Origin of the sequence: Pseudomonas sp. ef1, from assembly GCF_007293365.2 — a bacterium.
Classification (GTDB): Bacteria; Pseudomonadota; Gammaproteobacteria; order Pseudomonadales; family Pseudomonadaceae; genus Aquipseudomonas; species Aquipseudomonas siliginis.
Genome location: NZ_CM129815.1, coordinates 2,947,493 through 2,970,352, shown reverse-complemented (window position 1 = coordinate 2,970,352; position 22,860 = coordinate 2,947,493). Strand labels below are relative to the sequence as shown.

At 56.5% G+C, this 22,860-nt stretch carries 23 protein-coding genes, 1 tRNA gene and 1 pseudogene; 11 read left to right on the top strand and 14 right to left on the bottom strand.

Going from position 1 to position 22,860, the window contains the following annotated elements:
• The first annotated feature begins 27 nt into the window (after nt 1–27).
• Nucleotides 28–774, top strand: a complete 747-nt coding sequence (locus tag FEE99_RS13595; RefSeq protein ID WP_041479159.1) for a 3-oxoacyl-ACP reductase family protein — start codon at nt 28–30, stop codon at nt 772–774.
• 62 nt (nt 775–836) lie between these two features.
• Here FEE99_RS13595 and FEE99_RS13590 read toward each other — a convergent pair whose 3' ends face one another.
• Entirely contained in the window at nt 837–1,532 is a 696-nt protein-coding gene (locus FEE99_RS13590; protein ID WP_041479161.1) for an HAD-IA family hydrolase, read from the bottom strand.
• 239 nt (nt 1,533–1,771) lie between these two features.
• Here FEE99_RS13590 and FEE99_RS13585 point away from each other — a divergent pair, with 239 nt between their 5' ends.
• From FEE99_RS13585 to FEE99_RS13560, 6 genes are all read left to right on the top strand, one after another.
• Nucleotides 1,772–6,628 carry an RHS repeat-associated core domain-containing protein gene (locus tag FEE99_RS13585; protein ID WP_064361083.1) on the top strand — a complete coding sequence of 1,619 codons (4,857 nt, stop codon included), beginning with the start codon at nt 1,772–1,774 and terminating at the stop codon, nt 6,626–6,628.
• Nucleotides 6,625–7,011: a hypothetical protein gene (locus FEE99_RS13580; RefSeq protein ID WP_081932527.1), complete on the top strand. Its 387-nt coding sequence runs from the start codon at nt 6,625–6,627 to the stop codon at nt 7,009–7,011. Before FEE99_RS13585 ends, FEE99_RS13580 begins: the two co-directional genes overlap by 4 nt.
• 138 nt (nt 7,012–7,149) lie before the next feature.
• Nucleotides 7,150–7,428 carry an Imm50 family immunity protein gene (locus FEE99_RS13575; RefSeq protein ID WP_081932526.1) on the top strand — a complete coding sequence of 93 codons (279 nt, stop codon included), beginning with the start codon at nt 7,150–7,152 and terminating at the stop codon, nt 7,426–7,428.
• Between the two features lie 269 nt (nt 7,429–7,697).
• A complete protein-coding gene (locus tag FEE99_RS13570; protein WP_041479379.1) occupies nt 7,698–8,111 on the top strand; it encodes a DUF6896 domain-containing protein in 414 nt (137 codons plus the stop codon).
• Nucleotides 8,112–8,410: 299 nt separating this feature from the next.
• Complete coding sequence (locus FEE99_RS13565; protein WP_371924066.1) at nt 8,411–8,569, top strand: DUF6896 domain-containing protein; 159 nt, start codon at nt 8,411–8,413, stop codon at nt 8,567–8,569.
• Between the two features lie 266 nt (nt 8,570–8,835).
• Complete coding sequence (locus FEE99_RS13560) at nt 8,836–9,210, top strand: hypothetical protein (protein WP_041479377.1); 375 nt, start codon at nt 8,836–8,838, stop codon at nt 9,208–9,210.
• A gap of 68 nt (nt 9,211–9,278) precedes the next feature.
• On the opposite strand, the gene FEE99_RS13555 is transcribed toward FEE99_RS13560, so the two are convergent.
• The 4 genes from FEE99_RS13555 to FEE99_RS13540 form a co-directional block, all read right to left on the bottom strand.
• Nucleotides 9,279–9,446 (bottom strand): hypothetical protein, encoded by a 168-nt coding sequence (locus tag FEE99_RS13555; protein WP_016773805.1) that lies wholly within the window; start codon nt 9,444–9,446, stop codon nt 9,279–9,281.
• 118 nt (nt 9,447–9,564) lie between these two features.
• Entirely contained in the window at nt 9,565–9,984 is a 420-nt protein-coding gene (locus FEE99_RS13550; RefSeq protein ID WP_064361082.1) for a YMGG-like glycine zipper-containing protein, read from the bottom strand.
• Between the two features lie 135 nt (nt 9,985–10,119).
• Nucleotides 10,120–10,491 (bottom strand): hypothetical protein, encoded by a 372-nt coding sequence (locus FEE99_RS13545; protein WP_016773803.1) that lies wholly within the window; start codon nt 10,489–10,491, stop codon nt 10,120–10,122.
• A gap of 312 nt (nt 10,492–10,803) precedes the next feature.
• Complete coding sequence (locus FEE99_RS13540) at nt 10,804–10,992, bottom strand: hypothetical protein (protein WP_024012286.1); 189 nt, start codon at nt 10,990–10,992, stop codon at nt 10,804–10,806.
• A gap of 221 nt (nt 10,993–11,213) precedes the next feature.
• Here FEE99_RS13540 and FEE99_RS13535 point away from each other — a divergent pair, with 221 nt between their 5' ends.
• Nucleotides 11,214–11,492: a hypothetical protein gene (locus tag FEE99_RS13535; RefSeq protein ID WP_041479374.1), complete on the top strand. Its 279-nt coding sequence runs from the start codon at nt 11,214–11,216 to the stop codon at nt 11,490–11,492.
• A 55-nt stretch (nt 11,493–11,547) separates the two neighbouring features.
• On the opposite strand, the gene FEE99_RS13530 is transcribed toward FEE99_RS13535, so the two are convergent.
• The 6 genes and pseudogenes from FEE99_RS13530 to FEE99_RS13505 all read right to left on the bottom strand — a co-directional run bounded on the left by FEE99_RS13530 (nt 11,548) and on the right by FEE99_RS13505 (nt 15,318).
• Entirely contained in the window at nt 11,548–11,868 is a 321-nt protein-coding gene (locus FEE99_RS13530; RefSeq protein WP_016773801.1) for a YbjQ family protein, read from the bottom strand.
• A 68-nt stretch (nt 11,869–11,936) separates the two neighbouring features.
• Nucleotides 11,937–13,217 (bottom strand): Y-family DNA polymerase, encoded by a 1,281-nt coding sequence (locus FEE99_RS13525; protein WP_041479373.1) that lies wholly within the window; start codon nt 13,215–13,217, stop codon nt 11,937–11,939.
• Nucleotides 13,204–13,635 carry a LexA family protein gene (locus tag FEE99_RS13520; protein WP_041479371.1) on the bottom strand — a complete coding sequence of 144 codons (432 nt, stop codon included), beginning with the start codon at nt 13,633–13,635 and terminating at the stop codon, nt 13,204–13,206. The genes FEE99_RS13525 and FEE99_RS13520 overlap by 14 nt, the downstream gene beginning before the upstream one ends.
• Nucleotides 13,636–13,772: 137 nt before the next feature.
• Nucleotides 13,773–13,889: pseudogene (locus tag FEE99_RS13515) on the bottom strand (toxin-antitoxin system HicB family antitoxin); the annotation flags it as partial.
• A 146-nt stretch (nt 13,890–14,035) separates the two neighbouring features.
• The gene (locus FEE99_RS13510; protein ID WP_143979094.1) at nt 14,036–15,121 is read right to left on the bottom strand and encodes a hypothetical protein; all 1,086 of its coding nucleotides are present in this window, start codon (nt 15,119–15,121) and stop codon (nt 14,036–14,038) included.
• Between the two features lie 107 nt (nt 15,122–15,228).
• Nucleotides 15,229–15,318 (bottom strand) — tRNA-Ser (locus tag FEE99_RS13505).
• Nucleotides 15,319–15,614: 296 nt separating this feature from the next.
• Between FEE99_RS13505 and FEE99_RS13500 the strand changes: the two genes are divergently transcribed.
• The 3 genes from FEE99_RS13500 to FEE99_RS13490 all read left to right on the top strand — a co-directional run bounded on the left by FEE99_RS13500 (nt 15,615) and on the right by FEE99_RS13490 (nt 18,350).
• The gene (locus FEE99_RS13500) at nt 15,615–16,304 is read left to right on the top strand and encodes a crotonase/enoyl-CoA hydratase family protein (protein ID WP_041479370.1); all 690 of its coding nucleotides are present in this window, start codon (nt 15,615–15,617) and stop codon (nt 16,302–16,304) included.
• Between the two features lie 219 nt (nt 16,305–16,523).
• Nucleotides 16,524–17,246 (top strand): 1-acylglycerol-3-phosphate O-acyltransferase, encoded by a 723-nt coding sequence (locus FEE99_RS13495; protein WP_024012238.1) that lies wholly within the window; start codon nt 16,524–16,526, stop codon nt 17,244–17,246.
• A 132-nt stretch (nt 17,247–17,378) separates the two neighbouring features.
• Nucleotides 17,379–18,350 carry a magnesium and cobalt transport protein CorA gene (locus FEE99_RS13490; protein ID WP_041479369.1) on the top strand — a complete coding sequence of 324 codons (972 nt, stop codon included), beginning with the start codon at nt 17,379–17,381 and terminating at the stop codon, nt 18,348–18,350.
• Nucleotides 18,351–18,419: 69 nt separating this feature from the next.
• Here FEE99_RS13490 and FEE99_RS13485 read toward each other — a convergent pair whose 3' ends face one another.
• The 3 genes from FEE99_RS13485 to FEE99_RS13475 form a co-directional block, all read right to left on the bottom strand.
• On the bottom strand, nt 18,420–19,148 hold the full coding sequence (locus FEE99_RS13485) for an amidotransferase (RefSeq protein WP_041479368.1): 729 nt from the start codon (nt 19,146–19,148) through the stop codon (nt 18,420–18,422).
• A gap of 92 nt (nt 19,149–19,240) precedes the next feature.
• A complete protein-coding gene (locus tag FEE99_RS13480) occupies nt 19,241–21,385 on the bottom strand; it encodes a 3-hydroxyacyl-CoA dehydrogenase NAD-binding domain-containing protein (protein ID WP_041479366.1) in 2,145 nt (714 codons plus the stop codon).
• Nucleotides 21,386–21,409: 24 nt separating this feature from the next.
• A complete protein-coding gene (locus FEE99_RS13475) occupies nt 21,410–22,615 on the bottom strand; it encodes an acetyl-CoA C-acetyltransferase (protein WP_041479365.1) in 1,206 nt (401 codons plus the stop codon).
• Nucleotides 22,616–22,860: the final 245 nt, after the last annotated feature.

Sequence of the window (22,860 nt, the reverse complement as noted above, 5' to 3'; positions counted from 1 at the left end):
TCCGCCTTGAACACTTGGAGATCGAACATGACCACTCAACACCTCAGCGGCAAGGTCGCTCTGATTCAAGGCGGTTCGCGCGGCATCGGCGCGGCCATCGTCAAACGTCTGGCCGCTGAAGGCGCCGCTGTCGCTTTCACCTACGTCAGCTCCGCCGCCAAAGCTGAAGAACTGCAGAACAGCATCACTGGCAACGGCGGCAAAGCCTTGGCGATCAAGGCAGACAGCGCCGATGCCAGCGCGATTCGCCACGCAGTCAGCGCCACCGTCGAAGCGTTTGGACGCCTGGACATTCTGGTCAACAACGCCGGCGTACTGGCCATCGCGCCGCTGGAAGACTTCAAACTCGAAGACTTCGATCAGACCCTGGCCATCAACGTGCGCAGCGTGTTCATTGCTTCGCAGGAAGCAGCGAAACACATGGGCGGAGGCTCGCGGATCATCAACATCGGCAGCACCAACGCCGACCGCATGCCCTTCGGCGGTGGCGGCGTGTACGCGATGAGCAAATCGGCACTGGTCGGCCTGACCAAAGGCCTTGCCCGCGATCTCGGACCTCGCGGCATCACCATCAACAACGTGCAACCTGGCCCGGTCGACACCGACATGAACCCGGCCCATGGCGAATTCGCCGACAGCCTGATCCCGCTGATGGCCGTCGGTCGTTACGGCACCGCCGATGAAATCGCCAGCTTCGTCGCCTACCTGGCCGGGCCTGAAGCCGGCTACATCACCGGTGCCAGCCTGACCATCGACGGTGGTTTCGGCGCCTGACAGACCGGCAAGAAAAAACGCCGCCCTTCTTTATAGCAAGGGCGGCGTTTTCGTGTGAACGGTCAAGCCAGCTCCAGCATCGGTAAGCCAAAGGCGCTGGGCCTGAAGTCTTTCAGCGAGCGGATAATGCCGTCAGCGTGAGCATATTTCTCATCAGCCATCGCTGCGTCGGGGATGGCGATTGCGGTCATGCCTGCCGCTTTCGCGGCGGTGACGCCGAACGGCGAATCCTCGAATACCAGACAATCCCCGGGCGCGATGCCCAGACGCCTGGCAGCGGTGAGGAAGATATCCGGCGCCGGTTTGGCCGCGCCGACTTCCGGATCGTCCGCCGTGACGATGAAATCGAACAGCGCAAACCACTCACGGTGCAAGGTGGTTTTCTGCCCGAACGACTGGCGCGACGAACTGGTGCCGACTGCGATCGGGATGTTGTGCGCCTTGAGGTGACGCACCAGCGCTTCGGCCCCCGGCATCGCTTGCGCTTTGGGGAAACGCTCGCGCATCAGCGGCTCGCGAATCTGCAGGAATTCTTCCGGGCTGATCGGTAGTTCCAGCGCCTGCACCACGTAATTGGCCAGATCATTGGCACCGCGACCAATGATGTTTTGTTTGACGCTCCAGTCGAAGGTTTTCCCGTAGCGCCCGGCAATCAGCGAGGTGACCTCGGTGTAAATGCCCTCGGTGTCGAGCAGCAAACCGTCCATATCGAAAATCACGGCCTTGATCGGGCCGAACGTCTTCAGCGGTGCATTCATCATCGGATCCGTTAACAAAGACATCCCGGGCGACAGGCAACGTGCCGCAACGCGGATCTGATTAATGGGTTCAGCAGCATAGCGAGGCCGATGGACATTGAGCAACGGGCAATGCCATCGCCGCCCTTTCGCATTTAGCGAAAACTCCTACAGACACTGCCTACTTCCCCGACTTCTTTCCTTTTTGATCCCCCGCAAAGTCCGTGCTCCCGTTTCTTCATATGCGCGAGCGACTGCGAATGTTTCAACCCGATCAGCTCCTGGCCCTGAACAACAGCATCGGACTGCTGGTGGTGGCCGCCCTGAATCCGAAGCAGCCAGATTTTGAAGCGCTGATCGACGAGTTCCGCCTGTGCCTGAACAACTACGACGCCTGGGCCGAGCAGTTCTGGACCGGGACGGCGCTGGACATCGAGCAGGTGTTCAAGGTTGGCAATGACGTACAACTGAGCGCGCCGATCACCTCGCGCGCACCTGTCAGCTCATCGGTGGTCATGTGTCCGGCCAGCGGGCCGCTGACCCTGGTGCATTTGTTCGAAACCGCGCGCTTCGTGCCGATCGGCGACACCCCGGTGACCCTCGAGCCACTGCTGAGCGACGTCGACGGTGCGCTGACCTTCGGCGAACCACTGCGCTACACCATCGGCCCGAGCGGGATCCTCGAGGTGACCGATTGCGCGCGGAGCCAGCGCTACCGCGTCACCTTCTTTCCCGATGTTTCTACCGACCATGTCCGCACCCTGTATGCCTCATATGAAGGGGTCATTGCCGGTCTTGAAGGCTGGCTGCGCAGCGAATGGACAGGCTTCCAACCGCAATGGACGGAGTTTTCCAGCGCCGGCTTTCTTGATCGTTACGGACAGTTGCAACGGGCCGATTGGCGCGGTCTGGAAAAAGCCCTGAATGGCGTCTGGGATGACATTCAACAACTGTTCGCCCTACTTGCCGATCTGCAGGAGCACAGCGCAAAGCTCCTCGAATACCTGAGCGAAGTCGAACTTGAGGCGCTGCTGGCGGCTTCCAGCGAGGCAATTGCCAACGCCTTGTTGATGCTCAGCGACGAGCCGTTGTTGTTCATTCATCTGGCCGCGTTCACCAGTTGGCTGAAGATGCTGCCGCCGCAATACCTCGCCGAGGTGGTGGCCGAAGTTCGCACCGAGTTGCTCATCAGTTTCCTGTTGATGCGCGTGGCGGGCGGTGCCGGCGTATCGCTGCGTTTGAGCAGCAAGGTCCTGGCGAAAGTCAAGTCGCCACGGGCGCGAGAGTGGCTGGCCGCCTCAGCCTTGCGTCTGGCTGAGCTGACTTCGACACCGGAACTCAAGCAGCACGCGAGCACGCTGAAGCCGCTGATGTTTCATGCGCGCGAAGTGGAGCTGAAGCCGACGCCATCGATTCCGCTGAACATTCGTCAGGCCGACGCGGTGGTGCTCCGCGTGCCGAATCCGGCGCCGCTCGCGCGGGAAAAATCCCAGGGCATGGCGCGCCTTGAGCGCCACGAGCCCCACGACGACGCGCCCGACCAAGCAAAGAACCCCAACGGCGACGCCGCCGATTGCGTGCCCAAAACCTGTACCAATGGCTGCCCGGTGTCGATGGTCACCGGCGAAGAACTGCTGACCCTGACCGACGCAGTGCTTGATGGCGTGCTGCCCTTCGAGTTCACCCGCTTGTACCGCAGCAGCGCGGTCGAGATCGACATCGGCCTGGGTTTCGGCTGGAGCCACACGCTGGCCCATCGCCTGGCCTTCGACGGCGATGGCGTGATCTGGATCGATCACGAAAACCGCCGCACCCGTTTTCCCTTGCCCAATGTCGCGCGTCCGGCGATTCACAACAGCCTGTCGCGGGCGGCGATCTTTCTCGGCGATGAGCCGGAAGAACTGATTCTGGCTCTGGCCGGGGAAAACGCGCGCTTCTACCACTTTCGCGCCGGCCGGCTGACCGCAATCAGCGATGTCTACGGCAATCGCCTGACCCTGCAACGGGATCGCTCCGACCGCATTCAGCGCCTGGACAATGGCGCCGGCCGTGCGCTGCTGTTGCGTTATGACCGCGCACAGTTGGTGGCGATCGATTACCAAATCTTTGTCCAGGGCGAGTGGATCACCGAGCAAAATCTCGCCACCTACAGCTTCGATGCCCGGCAACGGCTGCTGGTCGCGACCAACGCGGCCGGCGACAGCGAACGCTACGACTACGACGACCATCACGTCATCCTCCAGCGCCAGTTGACCGGCGGCGCGAGCTTTTTCTGGGAGTGGCAGCGCGAGGGCAAAGCGGCGCGCTGCGTGAGGCACTGGGCTTCGTTCTCGCAGATGAACACCCGTTACGTCTGGAACGATGACGACGCCAGCGTGACCGTGCATTACGTCGATGGCACCGAAGAAGTCTACGTCCACGACGAACGTGCGCGGCTGGTGCGCCAGGTTGCGGCCGATGGCGGCGAGCAGCTCAAGGCTTATGACCAGCAGGGCCGCTTGATCGCCGAGCAGGATGCATTGGGCGCGGTTACCGAATACCGCTACGACGAGGTCGGACGGCTGATCGCGCTGATTCCGCCGGACGATGCACCAACGTCCTACGGGTATCGCAACGGTTTTCTCTACAAGCGTTGCCGTGGTGATGCGGTGTGGATCTACCGGCGCAACGCTGAAGGCGCCGTTACCGAAGCGGTCGATCCCGACGGCCAGGTCACCCATTACTACTACAACCTGCGCGGGCAATTGCTGTCGCTGCGTTATCCGGACAGCAGCCGCCACCGCTGGGTGTGGAACGAGCTCGGCCAGCTCATCGAAGAAACCCTGCCCGATGGCGGCGTGCGGCGCTTTTCCTACGATGCGCTGGGACGGCGGATTACCACCCAGGACGAATTTGGTGTTGTCAGTCGTCAGCAGTGGGACGCGGCCGGCCGACTGATCCTGACGACTTCTCCTACGGGCAGCACGCGCGCCTACAGCTACGGCGCCTACGGCCAGATCACCGCTGAGCGCGATGAACTCGGGCGCATCACCCGCTACGAATATGACGACGACCTGCACCTGGTCTCGCGGCGGATCAATCCTGACGGCACCCGCGTGCAGTATCGCTATGACCATGCGCGGCTGTTGCTGACCGAGATCGAAAACGAGTCAGGGGAAAAATATTGCCTGGATTACACGCCGACCGGATTGATCCGACAGGAAACCGGGTTTGATGGGCGGCGCACAGCTTATGCCTACGACCTCAACGGGCACCTGCTGGAGAAGACCGAGTTTGGTGATTTCGGCCCCAGTCTGGTCACCCACTATGAGCGCGACAAGGCCGGGCGTTTGCTGGTCAAAACCCTGCCCGATGGCGCCAAGATCCGCTACGACTACGACCGCCTCGGCCGATTAATCGGCGTCGATGACGGGCAAAACCATCCGCTGGCCTTCGAGTACGACCGTCAGGATCGGCTGATCACCGAGCATCAGGGCTGGGGCACCTTGCGCTACGCCTATGACGCCTGCGGCCAGCTCAAACGCCTGCGCCTGCCGGACAACAGCAAGCTCGATTATCACTACGCTAAGGGCGGTGCGCTGAGCGCCATCGACCTTAACGGCACGCCGCTCACGCGCCACGTCTACCAGTCCGGTCGCGAACAGCAACGCCAGCAAGGTTTGCTGTTCAGCGAATACTCCTACGACGATCAGGGCCGCTTGCTCGCCCATGCTGTAGGCCATCGCCACGCCTCGCTGTACCGCCGCGATTATGCCTACAGCGCCAATGGCAATCTTGAGCACATTGCTGACAGCCGCCACGGCCAGCGCACCTACGGCTACGACGCCCTCGACCGGTTGATCCGCGTACGTCACTCGCGCGACGAACTGCCCGAATCCTTCGCCCACGACCCGGCGGGCAACCTGCTGATGCAGGACCGCCCCGGTCCCGCGCAGATCAAAGGCAATCGTCTGCTGATGCAGGGCGACCGTCATTACGACTACGACGCCTTCGGCAACCTGATCCGCGAACGCCGAGGCCACGGCCAGACCCTGGTCACTGAATACCGCTACGACTGCCAGCACCGCCTGATCGGCCTGACCCGCCCCGACGGCCAGACCGCCACGTATCACTACGACGCCTTCGGCCGCCGTATCCGCAAAACCGTCGATGGCGCCGTCACTGAATTCTTCTGGCAAGGCGAACACCTCGTCGCCGAAAGCAGCGCCACGCAATACCGCAGCTTCCTCTACGAACCCGGCACCTTCCGCCCGTTGGCGATGCTCGATGGCAAAGGCCCGAAAAAAGCCTGCCCGTTCTACTACCAACTCGACCACCTCGGCACCCCGCAGGAACTCACCGACTACAGCGGCGAAATCGTCTGGTCCGCGCAATACGACGCCTACGGCAAAGTCGCCGCCGTCACCCTCGCTGGCGAAGACTACCTCGACCAACCGCTGCGTTTTCAGGGGCAGTACTTCGATGTTGAAAGTGGCCTGCATTACAACCGCCATCGGTATTACGACCCGAGGCTTGGGCGGTATCTGACCCCGGACCCGGTGAAGCTCGCGGGTGGGTTGAATCAGTACCAGTACGTGCCGGATCCGACGGGGTGGGTTGATCCGTTGGGGTTGACGTCCAATTGTCCGCCGCCGAAGAAGCCTGGGTGTGAGGTGCCGGGGGCGAGTGATGGGGTTAAGGTTGATGAGGGGGAGCCTGATGCACCAGCGCCTAAGAAAAAGCAGGAATATCTGTACCGAGGAGATTCAAGAGACCCGTCCGATGTTTTTGTGAACGGATTCAAAAGCAAGGGAGACAGTGAGGACTTATTCCTCCACTCCATTGATAGCGATTTTCCTCCAAGCGGCTTTATCAGCACCTCCCCCTCTCGAGACGTGGGAAAAGAGTTTGCTACCAGCTTTTTTACAAAAACCGGGTTTCTTTATACTTTGAAGAGAGTCAATGGCTATGATTTGAAGCAAGAATTAGGAAACCGATACAAATTTTCCCGAGAACAGGAATTCGCCGTCCCAAAAATCATCAAAAACGAAGATATTCTAGGCGCCACGATAATTATTGATGATGGGCGTGACTTTGGTTACTCCATCCCGAATCCATATAGGAAAATTGACAAATGATTTCGGAATTCAAAATTATCGTAGAAAAAGAATATGCAATCAAAGATGTAGTTCTGATTTGCGACAGCGAGAAAATAAGCATAACTCTAAACCTGGACGGTTTATCGCCAAAAACATACGCCGGCAAAAATTTTTATCATTGTTTCGGTTTGGTCCGAAAGGACAACCCTCTAGTAACTTTCTTTTGCAAAGGCTCAAAGCTAAATGTTCACCCCTCGAGCTTATCATCACAAATGTCTCTTGGATTAAAAGCTTATGAATTGACAAATGGAGCAGAACCATCACTAAAAGACGTAGTGTCGATATTTGACTACGAAAATGAAAACCTAACAAACTCGCCAGAATTACAGAGGGAATTTTTCTTACAGTGGATAGGGACTTAGGGGAAGAAAGACATATCTCGCGACGACAGACTGGACAAATGGCGCCCATGTGAATATTTAGAAAAACGCAGGCCGAGCATTAACCAACACTACATGAAGACGCTTTCTAGAAATAGATCGACAGAGTAAAAGAAACACATGAAATACTGGAATGAGATAAATGGCAGAAAATTCTTCAATATGGTCTTCAGCCGAAATATACCTATCGGAGAGATTAAGCTCTTCACTCTAAACATAGACAATAATCTTTCAACACTGACTCTGGTATTTGACATCAGAGAAATTCCAGACACGCCTCCGAAGAAGTGGGAATCCATAGAATACAATGCTTGCCGCATAGGGATAACGTGCAGTGAAGTTACAAGCTTCGGGAAAAATTTCAATTATCCATTCAAACTATTGAGAGCAGGCACTTAGTTTGCGTTGCATCAGAGAATTTCGAGATAAAATTCATTACATCATCATTGAGATTAAGAGAACCTAGCATCTACTTAACAGAGTCACTTTTCTAAACATCACGCATCAAACACTCCTCGCGCAGCGCCTGCAAGACCAAAAGCAATATCACCAAGGCTGAAAATCACTACCACCCCAAAGAGCACTCAGCAATTTTTAAACAATAAAAATGCAATCCAGCCAGCCAGCCAAATCATTGGACTAAATATTTCGCAAAACCGGAGAAAAAAATGAGTGACCAAGATCAAACTTTGGATACCCTGATACATGACTTTATTTCTATGGTAGAGACAAGCACGCTTATATTTGAAAAAAAATTTGGCACTCGGGACATTCGAAGACTTTGGCATACCAAGGCGATAAAGCGTCGCGGGAGAGTCACTCGAGGCGTTAAATATGAACTGCACGGCATTGGCTGCCGCATTAATCTATCGACAGGAACTGTAGATTTTGACTATGGGCCTAATGGTGAAATCAATGGGTTTGATATTTGCCGCTTATACTTCTTTGCTTGTGAAAGACCATCTAAATATAGAAAATACTGCGACAAAAAAATAATCGAAAAAGAATTCGCCGAATACATAGATCTAAAAAAAATCAAGAAAATTTCCTTAATTAGCAACTTGTATATATGGTCCAACTGAAAAAAACGAATAGACCAAAACACATAAAATCAACCTGACTTCCGCACCTGCTTGTGAGACAAACACCAAAATTCACAACGTAAAAATCATTAGAAATATTGGGAAACCATTTTTGAGACAAGAGTGAATGAAACATGTCAGCCTAAAAAGACTCGATATCGATCGACTGGATGACAATAGAAAAACATGAGTAACAATATGATACATCTCGAAGACTTGATCAAAGACTTCCTCAGCAAAGTTGAAGAAGGAACAACGCTATTACAAGAAAAATTTGGTACTCGAAACATCCTAAGACTTTGGGGAGCGGCAAAATAGAAAGTTGCGGAGAAGTCATCGATGGTATTGAATATGAACTACACGGCATAGGCTGTGCTATTCATTTTCCCACTGAATCAGTGGATTTCGATTACGGTTCGAATAACAGGATCGATGGTTTTGATGAGTGGCGCCTTTAAATGTGCGCCACCGACAGACCTGAAGAGTACAAAAAATACACTGACATAAATTTTCTTGAGAGCGAGTTCAAGTCTTATATAGACTCAGGCAGAATCAAAAAATATCGCCCTCCGATGACCTCTTTGAATTAATCGACCCGCCGGAAAACCTCTGAAAACGAGACTTAAGCGCCTGCTGACTCAGGCCATTATGGCAAAGTCCAACTCATAAAAAACTTCACTGATCACCTCAATCCTCTGAAAGAAAACGAGAGCATGGCTCGCAGATGACTAAGAAATATCCCGCGCATATGGTAGAGATCGACCCAATCATCGAAGAAATGGTCCTACTCAGCATCAACGGTGTGACTGTGAGATGTTTCGCAGGCCGCTGCCCGTCAGTAATCGAAGTAGGTGAGACCTACTCAGCCGAGTTCGAAATGGTGCTGCCGGACGAGATAGACATTTCAAAATGTGATGGCAGCGAAACACGTGTCGAGATGCTTGACAATGGTTTCTCATGCGATATCTACGGGCGCTTAGAAGGCGATACGCTCAAGTCGTTCGTCGAATTTGCGGATCAAGATATCCACTTCGATTTTCCGCACCTCAATGGTCAGTTTGTAAAAATCAGAGCACAAAGAATCGACGTCTCGTTCTGAGGAACAGATTTTCTGTAGGGCCTGCGGAGTCAGGCCCTTAAACCATCATTCAAAACCTCAACCCCACCTCACTGCTCATCCCCATCCTCCTCATACTCCATATCCGCCTCATCCGCATCATTCAACGGCACCGTCGCATCATCCATCAGCGACCCGGGATCTTCATTCCCCGGATCATTGATAAACGGCAAACCACTCGGGCCCTTCTCTTCTTTGCCTTCGGTTTCGGGAGTCATGGCGCACCTCTTGAGCGTGTGGGATGTATCTCTTTCGAAAAGCCCTGCCGCCAATCGTTCCTCTGCCTGACAGCCAGACACAAAAAACCCGGCACCAGACCGGGTTTCCGTTGATCAATCAGCGATGTTTATTTTTGTGCTTGTTCTTGTGCTTGTGGCCGCCGGAATGAAATCCGCCGTCGTCGTCGCCAAGATTGTTACCTACCGCGCCGCCTGCTGCACCGCCCAGGCCTGCGCCAATGGCGGAGCCGGTGGAGCCGCCAAGGCTGTTGCCGACGACCGAGCCGCCTGCGGCGCCAAGACCGCCGCCGATCGCGGCTTCGGTGCGGTTGCGTTTGTTCGCGCCGACGGCACTGCCCGCCGCGCCGCCAACACCTGCGCCGACCGCTGCGCCCGTGCTGCCGCCAAGTTGTCCGCCAACCACATTACCCAGCGCACCGCCGAGACCACCGCCTACGGCAGCGGTGCCATCTCCGGCCGCCATCGCGCCCTGCGCCACGACCAAGCCAAAAAACAGTGCAGATAATGACAATCGCATATGAACCTCGCAGTTCCCGAATCGGGACAGTCCGCCCAAGCGGGGCGTATGCAGATTGGAGATGATTTCGGACGAAACGTTCAGCCATGAAAAAGCCCGACATCGAGCCGGGCTTTTTCTGACAGGCAGTCAGTCTCAGTGGCGCTTGTGACCTTTGCCCAGGTTGCTGCCGACTGCGCCGCCGGCCGCGCCGCCCAGACCCGCGCCGATGGTGGCGCCGTTGCGGCCGCCCAGGCTGTTGCCGATCACCGAACCACCGGCCGCACCGACACCGCCGCCGATCGCCGCTTTGGTGCGGCTGCCCTTGCGTGCTGCGACTGCGCTGCCCGCTGCGCCCGCAACGCCAGCGCCAATGGCGGCACCGGTACTGCCGCCCATTTTCTGACCGACCACGTTACCCAGCGCGCCACCCAGGCCACCGCCCAGCGCAGCGGTGCCATCACCGGCAGCCATCGCACCTTGAGCAACCAGAAGGCCAAGAACCAGAGCAGGCAGTGTTAAACGCATGACGAAAACCTCAAATAAACGGGATGACGAAAAGGAGCGGGATTTAATGCGCTCGGCCCAGGAAAGTCCAGACGCGGGCGGCAGCGTCGATTGGACCGCAATCGTGGAAAAGGTTTTATGCCGGGCAAAAAAAAGCCCGCTGGGGAGACGGGCTGGAGACTTGCTTTCTAACGGATGGCTTCACACTACGTTGGCCAACGTGAAAAGTTTGTGAAAAAAAACCGACATTAATGTCAATGCCCGTCAGGGATTTCAAACCCCTATTCCTGCGCACATAAAAAACCCCGTTCAATGACGGGGTGCAGGATGAAATCACTTTCTGGTCCTTGCCGTGACCTTGGGCAGGAATTTCGCTTTCGGCCCTTTTGGGGCCGTGGATTTGATTTTGCCGATGCTGACCGGATCCTCGCCAAACCCCGACTGATACTCCGACTGACCGCAGCGCACACAGTTGTTGAATGAAAACTCAGCGCCATCATCTTCGATAAATGGACCTGACATAGACTCTCCCCTACGCAACCGGGCCGACACCGGCAAAACAGTTTTGCCTGAAAAATATCGTCCCTCAGCGCTTTTGAGACTAGCCGGTCACTACTGGACTTGCCGTCCAGAAAGGCTGATCACCGACGAATGGAAAAAAGTGTCGCGAGCGATCATTCGCTAAAGATTTCCATCGAACGGCCGCTGCCCTTATTCCTACAAATGAATCTCAAGGAGAGATCATGCAGATCAATGGATTCCCGAACATGCCAGTCGTAAAACTCACGGACGAGCAGATCGCTGCCGGCAAGGCCGGTGCGGAGAAATTCAAGGAAAAGATCGCCTCGGGTGAAATCACCATCAAATACCCGGACAAACCGCTTCTGCAGCCGGGCGTCATCTACCATCCCAGCGAGCCAGCGCCATCGGCGCAGACTGACGGGACACCGGCTCTCGCCGCCATCGATACACCGCTGACCTATGACGCAAAAGGTGCTGTGTTGCTCAAACCTCAAGGCTGATTGACGCGAAAAAGCCCATTCGTTGTGCGAGTGGGCTTTGCCTTGAACACAATGATCAGCGCAGCTTCACCGCCGTTCCGGTGACAAACACCACGACCATGCCGCCCTTGCCTGCCGGCATGCTGATCTCAAAATCCACGCCAACCACAGCATCAGCCTGCAATGCCCGCGCTCGATCCTTCAGTTCGTCGGTGGCCTGAATGCGTGCTTCTTTAAGAGCCCGCTCCAACGTCTGCGACCGCCCGCCAAAAAAGTCGCGCATGCCCGCAAACATATCGCGGATCACGTTGACGCCCTGCACAGACTCGGCGCTGACGATGTCCAGATAGGCCGTGATCTGCCGCCCCTCGACGGAATGAGTGGTGGAAATGATCATGAAAGTCGTCCTTTTACTGCATAAGTGAAGGCAGCGATTGTAACGCGGCACCAGATCTGGCCCGTGCCTCAATTGGATTTAACCACCCACAATTGATCCAGCTTCGTCGTAAAACTCGAACTCATCATCTCCCGCCGCATGCCCCAGGCCGGATCCGCCGGCACACTCCCCGCTCGCAACGTTCCATGCCCCCAGCGCTGATTGATCTGGTCGAGCACCCCCATCACCTTCTCCGCCGTCTGCGGTTGCGACTGGGCAAACAAGTCTTCGGTAAACTCTCCGGGCTGCCGAAGATCCATCAATAACACTTCAGCCTTGCTGTACTTGAAGCCCGGCCGGAACAATCGATCAACCGCCTCGCTCGCCACCTTGCTCAGCAATCGCACATCACTGGTCGGATAAGGCAACTCGATCAGCGCGCCATTGGCGTACTTCGCCTCTTCCGGATTGAACATGCCGGTGCGGATACTCACGCGGATCTTTTTGCACAGCGAACTCTGCGCACGCAGCTTTTCCGCCGCTCGATGCACATAAGTAGCAACGGCTTCCTTGATCGGCTCGATGGTAGTCAAACGGTTGCCAAACATGCGGCTGCTGCAAATTTCCTGCTTCGGCGGTTCTGTTTCCGACAGTTCCAGACAGGATGTGCCACCCAGTTCGCGCGCGGTCTTCTCGATCACCACGCTGAACTTGCGCCGAAGTGTCCACGGATCGGCCTTCGCCAGGTCCATCGCACTTCTGATCTGCATGCTTTCCAGATGAGCTTTCATCCGCCGACCGACGCCCCACACGTCACCGACATCGGTATTGCGCAGCACCCAGTCGCGTTTGGACGGATCGCAGATGTCGACCACGCCGCCGGTATGCGCTTGCAGGCGTTTCGCGGTGTGGTTGGCGAGCTTGGCCAGCGTTTTCGTGGGGGCGATGCCGATGCCGACCGGGATGCCGGTGCGCTTATAAACAGCAGAGCGAATGGTTCGGCCAAAACCTGTCAGGTCCCCAGGAATACCGCTGAGATCGGCGAACGCCTCATCAATGCTGTAAACCTCGACCGCCGGCACCATGGATTCGATGATCGTCATCACCCGTTCGCTCATGTCGCCGTACAACGCGTAATTACTGCTGAACACCTGAATACCGTGGCGGCGCAGATCATCACGAATCTGAAAGTACGGCGCGCCCATTTTCACAAAAGGTTTGGCATCGTAGCTGCGCGCGATCACGCAGCCATCGTTATTGCTCAGCACGACAATCGGCGTCTTCGCCAGATCGGGCCGGAACACTCGCTCACAGCTGGCATAGAAGCTGTTGCAATCGATCAGCGCGAAGACCTGCTCACGATTTGCCATGGTCGCGCACGCTGTAAGTCACCACACCCCAGATCACCAGCTCATCCCCTTCCATCACGTAGCGAGGCGGGTATTTGCTGTTGGCCGAAAGAAGAATGATCGTGTTATCGCGCATGTGCAGGCGCTTACAGACAGGTTCGGAGTTGAGACCGGCGATGACGATATCGCCGTGCTCGGCATTCAGGCTGCGATCAACAATCACCAGATCACCGCAAAATATCCCGGCGTCCTGCATGCTCTCGCCTTCGATCTTCGCCAGATAAACGTGCGGTGCACGAATATCAAAAACCTCGTCCAGAGAGATGTGCTTTTCAATGTGATCAGCCGCCGGCGAAGGAAAACCGGCGGGAATCCGAAACGAATACAGCGCAAGCTGTTCGCCCGCGCCTGACAAAGGGCCGAGGATGGTGACGCTCATGATACGAACCTGATAGTGAATTTACTGTATGCGCATACAGTAAACTCGGGACGGTTCGGGGGGTCAATGAGGCGTGTAGGAGATTTCGACGGGTGACAGGGTTTTGTACAACTTCTGCCGAAAATTGGATTTCGCGGCTACGCGTGGACTTCACGATCGAGCACGTCTGCAACCCATTGATTGATGCTCTTGTGAGCAAGCTGCGCCTTTACAGCGACAGTTGCATGCAGCGCTGGTGCCAAACGCAGGCTCAGATGCTCGTCTGTGCCTTCGGGGACCTTCTACGGTTCACTTGAAAGTACCATGCATATTTGATGCGAGCCACTTCAAATCAAACCACTGAAGGCTCGAACCTAACACTGGACTACCGCTAGCATAAAAAACATCGATATCCTACTCACTAGTGACGACCATCTAACTCCGCAGGACAATCATACATATCATTCATCCTACGAGGATAGGCTGAATTTTTCAGCGCGACATCATAGTCATCTTCCGAAATCTGCACTAGAGAAAAAGACGCCGGAATTATTTCGGCCCCCACCAACAGAAATTCTTCTTTTGGTACAGACTCAGAAAATTCACTTTTGACAGATTCAAAGAGGACATCCCACTCTTTATCCCTATTTTTGCGCTTTAGCTCTTTTAAAGTAATGAGCTGCTGTTTGAATCGAGTATCAGAACCTACGACAGCCGTATGCCATGCTCGAAGAGTTTCTATATGAGAATGGCTAGCAAGCACACGAAAAGCTTGAACCAAACGGAAGTGAGCCCCCACGACGTTTTTAAAATGAATAACTACAAGTATCGCTGGAAGCTGCCTTGGATCATTCTGCCGCAAAGAGTCAAATAGTCGCCCGGTAGTATCTCCATTAAACAAAAAATCTTGCATTTCAGACGGATCATTCAGAGCAGCACCCGGCGCAAGTATCGACATGTAACTATCCGACCATCCTAAAGCCTTCCGCGGCACCCCAACTTGAACCGAACAGCTTAGACTTAAACCCACCGCTGGGTATTGCGTAGGATTACTCAGATCCGCATGGACAAAATACCGAGACTGAACACTATGCTCATCTTCAGGAGGCGAATAATAAAATCGCGGGCGCTCGATTTTTAAGGCAGTGATTTTAGGTATTGGAAGCGGCTGCGCAAGTAGCTCCCTGGATATTTTCATTTCGGCTAATTGAGCCTCAGATACCGCCCGGGTCGCTAGCATCTCTTCGCGCTGATAAGTAAGCTCCCTGCGCTGCAAATTCAACGCATAAATTACCCCAGCGAATGCGAGCCCTGAAAACAGCGCATTAACTGCACCAAAAGAATCTCCTACTGTTCCACGTGCTTGCCAATCAGGAAGCAACAGATAGATCACCAATGTGCAACATGCCCATAGGGCCGCGACCCCTGTACATAGCCATACAAAACCGATGTATACAGATTTTTCTGATTCCGCCTTCTGCGTATCAGGCTTTTTCTCATTATTCATGCTTGCATCCTGCAGTAAGGCGCGTCAGATGATTGGATAAATCGACACCAAAAACCACAAACCCCCGACTTTCTCTAAGAAAATCAGGGGTTTGTGTTTACAGAATGTGGCGGTGAAGGAGAGATTCGAACTCTCGATACAGTTTCCTGTATACACACTTTCCAGGCGTGCTCCTTAAGCCACTCGGACACTTCACCGTATCTCTGCAGACATGTTCTGTCTGTCGAGGCGCGCTAATGTAGTCGAAAGCTTTTCCGATGGCAAACTTTTTTTCAGAATTTTCATGCGCTTAAGAGAGCGCGATGCTTTCATCCGAGAGGAGCGATGGCAAACCCGCCAATCTCAGGTTATCGACGCGCTTCCTTTATAGGGGGCAACACGCGTGGCGCGCTGGCCGAAGCGCAAAACGGTGACTGGCAGGTCAGTCACGGCGCTTTACCTGGCTTGCGGCGGTGGGTAACGTCTGCCCATCTTTCTAATAAGGAATAGCGTCATGAGCGAGTTGATTGCCTACCACCTCGAAGACGGTATCGCGACCCTGACCCTGAACAATGGCAAGGTCAACGCGATTTCTCCGGATGTGATTGCGGCGTTTAATGCGGCGCTGGATCAGGCGATGGCGGATCGCGCCGTGGTGATCATTACCGGGCAGCCGGGGATTCTTTCGGGTGGTTATGACCTCAAGGTGATGACCGCAGGCCCCAAAGAAGCAGTTGCGCTGGTGACGGCCGGTTCGACCCTGGCGCGCCGCCTGCTCTCTCACCCGTTCCCGGTGATCGTTGCTTGCCCGGGGCACGCCGTGGCCAAGGGTGCTTTCCTGCTGTTGTCCGCCGATTACCGCATCGGTGTCGACGGCCCGTTCAGCATCGGTCTCAACGAAGTGCAAATCGGCATGACCATGCACCACGCCGGTATTGAGCTGGCACGCGACCGCTTGCGGCGTTCGGCTTTCCATCGCTCGGTAATCAATGGCGAGATGTTCGATCCGCAAAGTGCCGTTGATGCGGGCTTCCTCGACAAAGTCGTCACTGCCGAAGAATTGCAGGGCGCCGCGCTGGCTGCCGCGCGTCAGTTGAAGAAGATCAACATGCTGGCGCACAAGAACACCAAGCTCAAAGTGCGCAAGCAACTGCTGGAAACCCTCGACGACGCGATCCTGCAGGATCAGCAACATCTGGGCTGACTCGTCCAAAATCTGCCGGTAAGAGAATAGCCCGACCTTGGTCGGGCTTTTTCTTACGTTCAGCGTTGAAGATTCGCTGAAAGCTCTAGGACGCGCCTGACAGGCAATGCTGAAACATGCGCTTAAACATCGGCCATCTCCGGACTCTATAGCGGCAATTGCCGAAAACAGTGCACATCCGTACACTGCGCCACCTTTTGTCCCGGTGGGCCTGCAAAAATGCTGTTTGTGTTTCGTATGTTGTTGATGGGCCTGCACTTTATTCTGGCCGGCGTGCTGGGCGTGATCCTTGGATTGTGCCGCCCGTTCAACCCGGACAACAGCCGACTCTGCGCCCGCCTCTACGCTTTGCCGGCGATGTGTATCTTGCGTTTGCGGGTCAGGTCCGAGGTCAACGGCTTGATGAACAAGCCCGACAGTTGCGTAATCATTGCCAACCATCAGTCCAACTACGATCTGTTCGTGTTCGGCAATGTCGTCCCCCGCCGCACCGTGTGTATCGGCAAGAAAAGCCTGAAGTGGGTGCCGTTGTTCGGCCAGTTGTTCTGGCTGGCCGGCAATGTGTTGATCGACCGTGGCAATGCGCACAAGGCGCGGCAGTCGATGCTGACGACGACCCACACCTTGCAGAACGAAGACACCTCGATCTGGGTGTTTCCGGAAGGCACCCGCAACCTCGGTGAAGATCTGTTGCCGTTCAAGAAAGGCGCGTTCCAGATGGCGATTGCTGCCGGCGTACCGATCGTTCCGGTGTGCGTGAGCAGCTATATAAAGCACATGCGCCTGAATCGCTGGCGCAGCGGCAACGTTCTCATACGTTCCTTGCCGGCGATTCCCACAGTCGGATTGACCATGGACGACATGCCCATGCTGATCGAGCGATGCCGCGAGCAGATGCGCGAGTGCATCGAATCGATGGATCGGCAACTGCAAGCCGCGTGAAACCAAACCCGCCCCGTGCGGGTTTTCTTTTGCCGGGTGAACTGTAGAAGTTTCACTGACTCTCAAGCAGCGACACGGCTAAGCTGAAGCCTAGTTTCCCTGCCATCTGCCAAGAAGAAGTGAATCACCACCATGGGTCGAGTTGTTGCTGCTGCGGTGTACAGCGAGGGTAAGAAAGTCTCCAATATTTCGCTGGACGAAGGTGCTGCCTGGGCCGCCAAACCCGGCCACTTCGTCTGGATCGGTCTGGAAGAACCGGACGCACAGGAATTATCCAACCTGCAACGACAGTTCAACCTGCATGAACTGGCCATCGAAGACGCGCTGGAAAAACACAGCCGACCAAAACTGGAAACCTTTGGTGACGCTCTGTTTATCGTCACCTACTCACCGGTTCGCGAAAACGGCGTTTTGCAATTCATCGAAACGCATATCTTCGCCGGCAGGGGTTACATCATTACCGCACGCAACGGCCATTCCGCGTCGTACGCCTATGTGCGTCAACGCTGTGAAGCGCGTCCGCTGTTGCTCGAGCACGGAGAGGATTTCGTCCTGTACGCGCTGCTCGATTTCGTCATCGAGAACTATCAGCCGGTGGGCGAAGCGATCCACGCCGAGATCGATGAGCTGGAGCGCAACGTCTTGTGTAGCGCCCTCAACGAGCGTGACATTCAAAAGCTGCACGGTCTGCGCCGAGATGTGGTGCGCTTGCGTCGGTACGCGGCACCGATGGTGGAGATCGGCGAAGAGCTGCAAAAGCTCAGTTTCCCGTTCATCGACAAGAACATGCGCCCGTACTTTCGCGATGTGCAGATTCACGTAACGCGGCAGATGGAAGACCTGACCACGCTGGCGGACATTGCCAGCCAGACCATCGAGATTGGCGTGCTGCTTGAGGCATCACGGCAGAGCGTGGTGCAGCGCAAGTTTGCAGCGTGGGCGGCGATTCTGGCGTTCCCGACTGCGGTAGCAGGGATCTACGGGATGAATTTCCAGAACATGCCCGAGTTGACCTGGCACTACGGTTATTTTGCAGTGCTGGGGTTTATTGCGGTGGGGTGTGTGAGTTTGTGGGCGAGTTTCAAGCGGTCCGGGTGGCTGTAGCCGGGACCGCGTTGCCCCGGAGATTCGCGAGCAGGCTCGCTCCCACAGGGATTGTGGGAGCAGGCCCCTTTAGCGTTGAGCTGTTTCTGGCTTGTGCGCCACGAAGCGCATCATCCACTCCGCAACTGTAGCGCCATGATGTTCCTGCTCAAGGCTGGCCATGCCTTTGCTGTAAATCTGCGAGCCCAGCGCTTCCTGGCGCAGATCAAGGAGCGCGCGGGAGTAATCGTGAATGAATTCCGGGTGACCCTGGAAGCACAGCACTTGATCGTTGATGTGATACGCCGCGAACGGGCAGAAATCGCTGGAGGCGATGACCGTGGCGTTTTCCGGAAGCTCGGTTACCTGATCCTGATGACTGATCAGCAGTGTCAGCTCTTCGCGCACCGGGCTCATCCAAGGTGCCTTGGCTGCCAGCTTGTAATTGTGAGTACCGACGCCCCAACCCTGGGAGGCCCGCTCGCTCTTGCCGCCAAGCAGCAACGCCAGCAATTGGTGGCCGAAGCACACGCCGAGCAGTTTGTCGCCGCGTTCGTAGCGATTCAAAAGGTACGTCTTGAGGGTCTGGATCCACGGATCCGTACCGAACGAATCGGCTTTGCTGCCGGTGACCAGGTACGCATCGAAAATCTCGTCGTCGCTGGGATACTCACCCTTCACCACGTTATAGACAGTGAACTCAGCGGCGATCGGTTGCTGCGAGAACAGGCGCTGGAACATCTGCCCATAGCCCTGATATTGGTCAATCAATTCGGGCCGCAGGATGTCGGTTTCGAGAATGCAGATGCGCAGCGACATAAAAAATACCTGACACGTGATGGGAATAATGAACACCCCAGAGCCTGCCTTGAAACACGTGGCCAAGGCAAGCCCCGAAATGCTCGCTGGCCCTAGAACATTTCACCTTTCGCCGCTTTGTCCAGCAGCAGCGCTGGCGGGGTAAAGCGCTCGCCGTATTGCTCGGCCAGATACTGCGCGCGGGCGATGAAGTCCTCCAGGCCATACTGGTTGATGAACTGCAGCGCACCGCCGGTCCACGCGGCGAAACCGATGCCGAAGATCGAACCGACGTTGGCATCCGCCGTCGAGGTGAGCACGCCCTCCTCCACGCAACGCACGGTTTCGATGGCCTGCACAAACAACAGCCGATCACGCACATCCTTCGCAGAGATCTGTCCGTCGGCCTTCTCGAAGCGCGTTTTCAGCTCCGGCCACAAATGCTTCTGCGAGCCCGCTGGATACTCATAAAAACCGCCTCCGGCAGCTTTGCCCGGTCGCTTGAATTCATTGAGCATCAAATCGATCACGGCGAAGGCCGGGTGCTCAATCAGCAGTTTGCCTTCTGCCTGCAAGCCCTTGGCCGTCTGCTGACGGATATGGCTCATCAGGCTGAGGGAAACTTCGTCGGAGATGGCCAGCGGCCCGACCGGCATCCCGGCCTTGCGCGCTTCGGTCTCGATCATCGGCGCACTGACACCCTCGCCGAGCATGGCGATGCCCTCGTTGGTGAATGTGCCGAAAACCCGCGAGGTAAAGAAGCCGCGACTGTCATTGACCACGATCGGAGTTTTCTTGATTTGCAGAACGAAGTCGAAACCGCGAGCGAGAGTTTCGTCGCTGGTCTGCGCGCCCTTGATGATTTCCACCAGCGGCATTTTTTCCACCGGACTGAAGAAATGCAGGCCGATGAATTTGCTTTGATCGGGCACCGCCGTCGCCAGGCCGGTGATCGGCAGGGTCGATGTGTTGGAGGCGATGACAGCGTCGCCACCCACCACCTGTTGCGCGGCGGCCGATACCTTGGCTTTGAGCTGGCGATCCTCGAACACCGCTTCGATGATCAGATCGCAACCGGCCAGATCGCCATCGCTTTCGCTCGCAACGATTCGCGCCAGCACCGCTTCGCGCTGTTCGGCAGTCATTTGGCCACGGGCAACTTTCTTGTCCAGCAGCGCTGCGGAATGCGCTTTGCCCTTCTCGGCAGCGGCAAGGTTGATGTCCTTGAGGACGACGTCGATACCGGCCGAGGCGCTGACGAACGCGATGCCTGCGCCCATCATTCCGGCGCCGAGCACACCGACTTTGCGGGTTTTATAGGGCGCAAAACCTTGCGGTCTGGAACCGCCGGCGTTGATCTCGTTCAACTGGAACCAGAACGTACCGATCAGGTTTTTCGAAATCTGCCCGGTCGTCAGCTCGGTGAAGTAGCGGGTTTCGATCAGGTGCGCCGTATCGAAATCGACCTGAGCGCCCTCCACCGCCGCGCATAGAATCTTCTCCGGCGCCGGCAGGGTGCCGTGGGTTTTCGCGCGCAGGATCGACGGCGCAATCGCCAGCATCTGCGCCACTTTCGGGTTCGATGGCGTGCCGCCAGGAATCTGATAACCCTTGACGTCCCAGCGCTGCACTGGCGCCGGATTGTCGAAAATCCAGGCGCGCGCCTTGGCCAACAGCTCATCGCGATCCGCTGCCAGGTCATCAATCAGCCCGGCCTGCAACGCCTGTTGCGGGCGCACCTTCTTGCCTTCAAGCAAGTACGGCAGGGCTTTTTCGATACCGAGCATGCGCACCATGCGCACCACCCCGCCGCCGCCCGGCAACAGGCCCAGCGTCACCTCCGGCAAACCGAGTTGCACCGAGGCATCATCCACAGCGATGCGATGGTGGCAGGACAGACAGATCTCCCAGCCGCCGCCCAACGCAGCGCCGTTGATCGCCGCGACCACCGGTTTGCCGAGGGTTTCCAGGCTGCGCAATTGCGCCTTGAGGGTCAGCACCATGTCGTAGAAAGCTTTGGCTTCGGGTTTGCCGACCTTGATCAATTCATTGAGGTCGCCGCCGGCAAAAAAGGTTTTCTTCGCGGAGGTGATGATCACTCCGGCGATGCTGTCCTTCTCCGCTGACAAACGAGCAACGCAAGCGGCCATGGCCTCGCGATACACGGCGTTCATGGTGTTGGCGCTCTGGCCCGGCATGTCCATGGTCAGCACGACGATACCGTCCTGGCCTTTTTCGTAACGAATGGCTTCGCTCATAACAGGGTTCCTTGAAGTCGGGGCTCAGAGGCGTTCGATGATGGTGGCAATGCCCATGCCGCCGCCGACACACAGCGTCGCCAGGCCGTAGCGCAAGTTGCGCGCTTCCAGTTCATCAAGCAGGGTGCCGAGGATCGCGCAACCGGTGGCGCCCAGCGGGTGGCCCATGGCGATCGAGCCGCCGTTGACGTTGACCTTGCCCGGGTCGACGGCCATGTCCTTGATGAATTTCAACACCACCGAAGCAAACGCTTCGTTGACCTCGAACAGGTCGATGTCCTCCACGCGCAGTCCGGCCTTGGCCAAGGCTTTGCGGGTCGCCGGCGCTGGGCCGGTGAGCATGATGGTCGGATCTGTGCTAGTGACGGCCGTGGCGACGATACGCGCGCGTGGCTGCAGCCCCAGCGCGCGGCCCTTGGCTTCGGAGCCGATGAGCATCAGCGCCGCACCGTCGACAATTCCGGAACTGTTGCCCGGCGTGTGCACGTGGTTGATCCGCTCGACATGGCTGTAGACCCGCAACGCCGTGGCGTCGAAGCCCATTTGCCCGATCATTTCGAAACTCGGCTTGAGCTTGCCCAGGCCCTCGAGGGTAGACTCGGCGCGGATGAACTCATCGTGGTCAAGCAGGATGATGCCGTTCTGATCCTGCACCGGCACCAGCGACTTGTTGAACGAGCCGTCGGCCCGCGCTCGTGCGGCTTTTTGCTGGGAGTGCAGTGCGTAGGCATCGACATCCTGCCGGCTGAAGCCTTCGAGGGTGGCGATCAGATCGGCGCCGACGCCTTGCGGAGTGAAATGGCTGTGCAGGTTGGTCTGCGGGTCCAGTGCCCAGGCGCCGCCATCGCTGCCCATTGGCACCCGCGACATCGACTCGACGCCGCCAACCACCACCAGATCCTCGAAACCCGAGCGCACTTTCATCGCGCCAAGATTCACCGCTTCCAGACCCGAAGCGCAGAAACGGTTGATCTGCACACCGGCGACGCTGACGTCCCAGTCGGCCACTTGCACCGCCGTCTTGGCGATGTCCGAACCTTGATCGCCGATCGGCGTGACGCAGCCGAGGACGACGTCATCGACCTGACTGGTATCCAGCGCGGTGCGCGCCTGCAAAGCGCTCAGCAAACCCGCCACCAGGTTGACCGGCTTCACGCTGTGCAGCGCGCCATCGGCCTTGCCTTTGCCACGCGGAGTGCGTAACGCATCGAAAATCAAAGCTTCAGTCATGACGTCCTCGAACCTGATTCATTGTCGCTTCACTTTCGCCCTGCGCAGCCTGGCAAGCAATGACCACATTGCTCAAAGCGCTTGACGCACACGCTCAGACGGACGGTCATGCGGCATGAGGTGAACCGGTTCAGGTCGTCGAGTTGTCTAGCCAGCGGGCGGCAAAGAAGCTGGCAATACGCCTCATGCTTTTTTAAAAGCTTTATTCAAGATCACCATATGAAATGGATCTAAGCGAAGGCTGA

Excerpts from the sequence above, each read along its gene's own strand:
- FEE99_RS13560 (WP_041479377.1), top strand. The coding sequence starts at position 8,836 with ATGACTAAGAAATATCCCGCGCATATGGTAGAGATCGACCCAATCATC.
- FEE99_RS13580 (WP_081932527.1), top strand. The coding sequence starts at position 6,625 with ATGATTTCGGAATTCAAAATTATCGTAGAAAAAGAATATGCAATCAAA.
- FEE99_RS13570 (WP_041479379.1), top strand. The coding sequence starts at position 7,698 with ATGAGTGACCAAGATCAAACTTTGGATACCCTGATACATGACTTTATT.
- FEE99_RS13585 (WP_064361083.1), top strand. The coding sequence starts at position 1,772 with ATGTTTCAACCCGATCAGCTCCTGGCCCTGAACAACAGCATCGGACTG.
- FEE99_RS13550 (WP_064361082.1), bottom strand. The coding sequence starts at position 9,984 with ATGCGATTGTCATTATCTGCACTGTTTTTTGGCTTGGTCGTGGCGCAG.
- FEE99_RS13490 (WP_041479369.1), top strand. The coding sequence starts at position 17,379 with ATGGGTCGAGTTGTTGCTGCTGCGGTGTACAGCGAGGGTAAGAAAGTC.
- FEE99_RS13510 (WP_143979094.1), bottom strand. The coding sequence starts at position 15,121 with ATGAATAATGAGAAAAAGCCTGATACGCAGAAGGCGGAATCAGAAAAA.
- FEE99_RS13485 (WP_041479368.1), bottom strand. The coding sequence starts at position 19,148 with ATGTCGCTGCGCATCTGCATTCTCGAAACCGACATCCTGCGGCCCGAA.
- FEE99_RS13590 (WP_041479161.1), bottom strand. The coding sequence starts at position 1,532 with ATGAATGCACCGCTGAAGACGTTCGGCCCGATCAAGGCCGTGATTTTC.
- FEE99_RS13540 (WP_024012286.1), bottom strand. The coding sequence starts at position 10,992 with ATGTCAGGTCCATTTATCGAAGATGATGGCGCTGAGTTTTCATTCAAC.
- FEE99_RS13500 (WP_041479370.1), top strand. The coding sequence starts at position 15,615 with ATGAGCGAGTTGATTGCCTACCACCTCGAAGACGGTATCGCGACCCTG.
- FEE99_RS13535 (WP_041479374.1), top strand. The coding sequence starts at position 11,214 with ATGCAGATCAATGGATTCCCGAACATGCCAGTCGTAAAACTCACGGAC.
- FEE99_RS13555 (WP_016773805.1), bottom strand. The coding sequence starts at position 9,446 with ATGACTCCCGAAACCGAAGGCAAAGAAGAGAAGGGCCCGAGTGGTTTG.
- FEE99_RS13545 (WP_016773803.1), bottom strand. The coding sequence starts at position 10,491 with ATGCGTTTAACACTGCCTGCTCTGGTTCTTGGCCTTCTGGTTGCTCAA.
- FEE99_RS13530 (WP_016773801.1), bottom strand. The coding sequence starts at position 11,868 with ATGATCATTTCCACCACTCATTCCGTCGAGGGGCGGCAGATCACGGCC.
- FEE99_RS13575 (WP_081932526.1), top strand. The coding sequence starts at position 7,150 with ATGAAATACTGGAATGAGATAAATGGCAGAAAATTCTTCAATATGGTC.
- FEE99_RS13525 (WP_041479373.1), bottom strand. The coding sequence starts at position 13,217 with ATGGCAAATCGTGAGCAGGTCTTCGCGCTGATCGATTGCAACAGCTTC.
- FEE99_RS13480 (WP_041479366.1), bottom strand. The coding sequence starts at position 21,385 with ATGAGCGAAGCCATTCGTTACGAAAAAGGCCAGGACGGTATCGTCGTG.
- FEE99_RS13475 (WP_041479365.1), bottom strand. The coding sequence starts at position 22,615 with ATGACTGAAGCTTTGATTTTCGATGCGTTACGCACTCCGCGTGGCAAA.
- FEE99_RS13520 (WP_041479371.1), bottom strand. The coding sequence starts at position 13,635 with ATGAGCGTCACCATCCTCGGCCCTTTGTCAGGCGCGGGCGAACAGCTT.
- FEE99_RS13495 (WP_024012238.1), top strand. The coding sequence starts at position 16,524 with ATGCTGTTTGTGTTTCGTATGTTGTTGATGGGCCTGCACTTTATTCTG.
- FEE99_RS13595 (WP_041479159.1), top strand. The coding sequence starts at position 28 with ATGACCACTCAACACCTCAGCGGCAAGGTCGCTCTGATTCAAGGCGGT.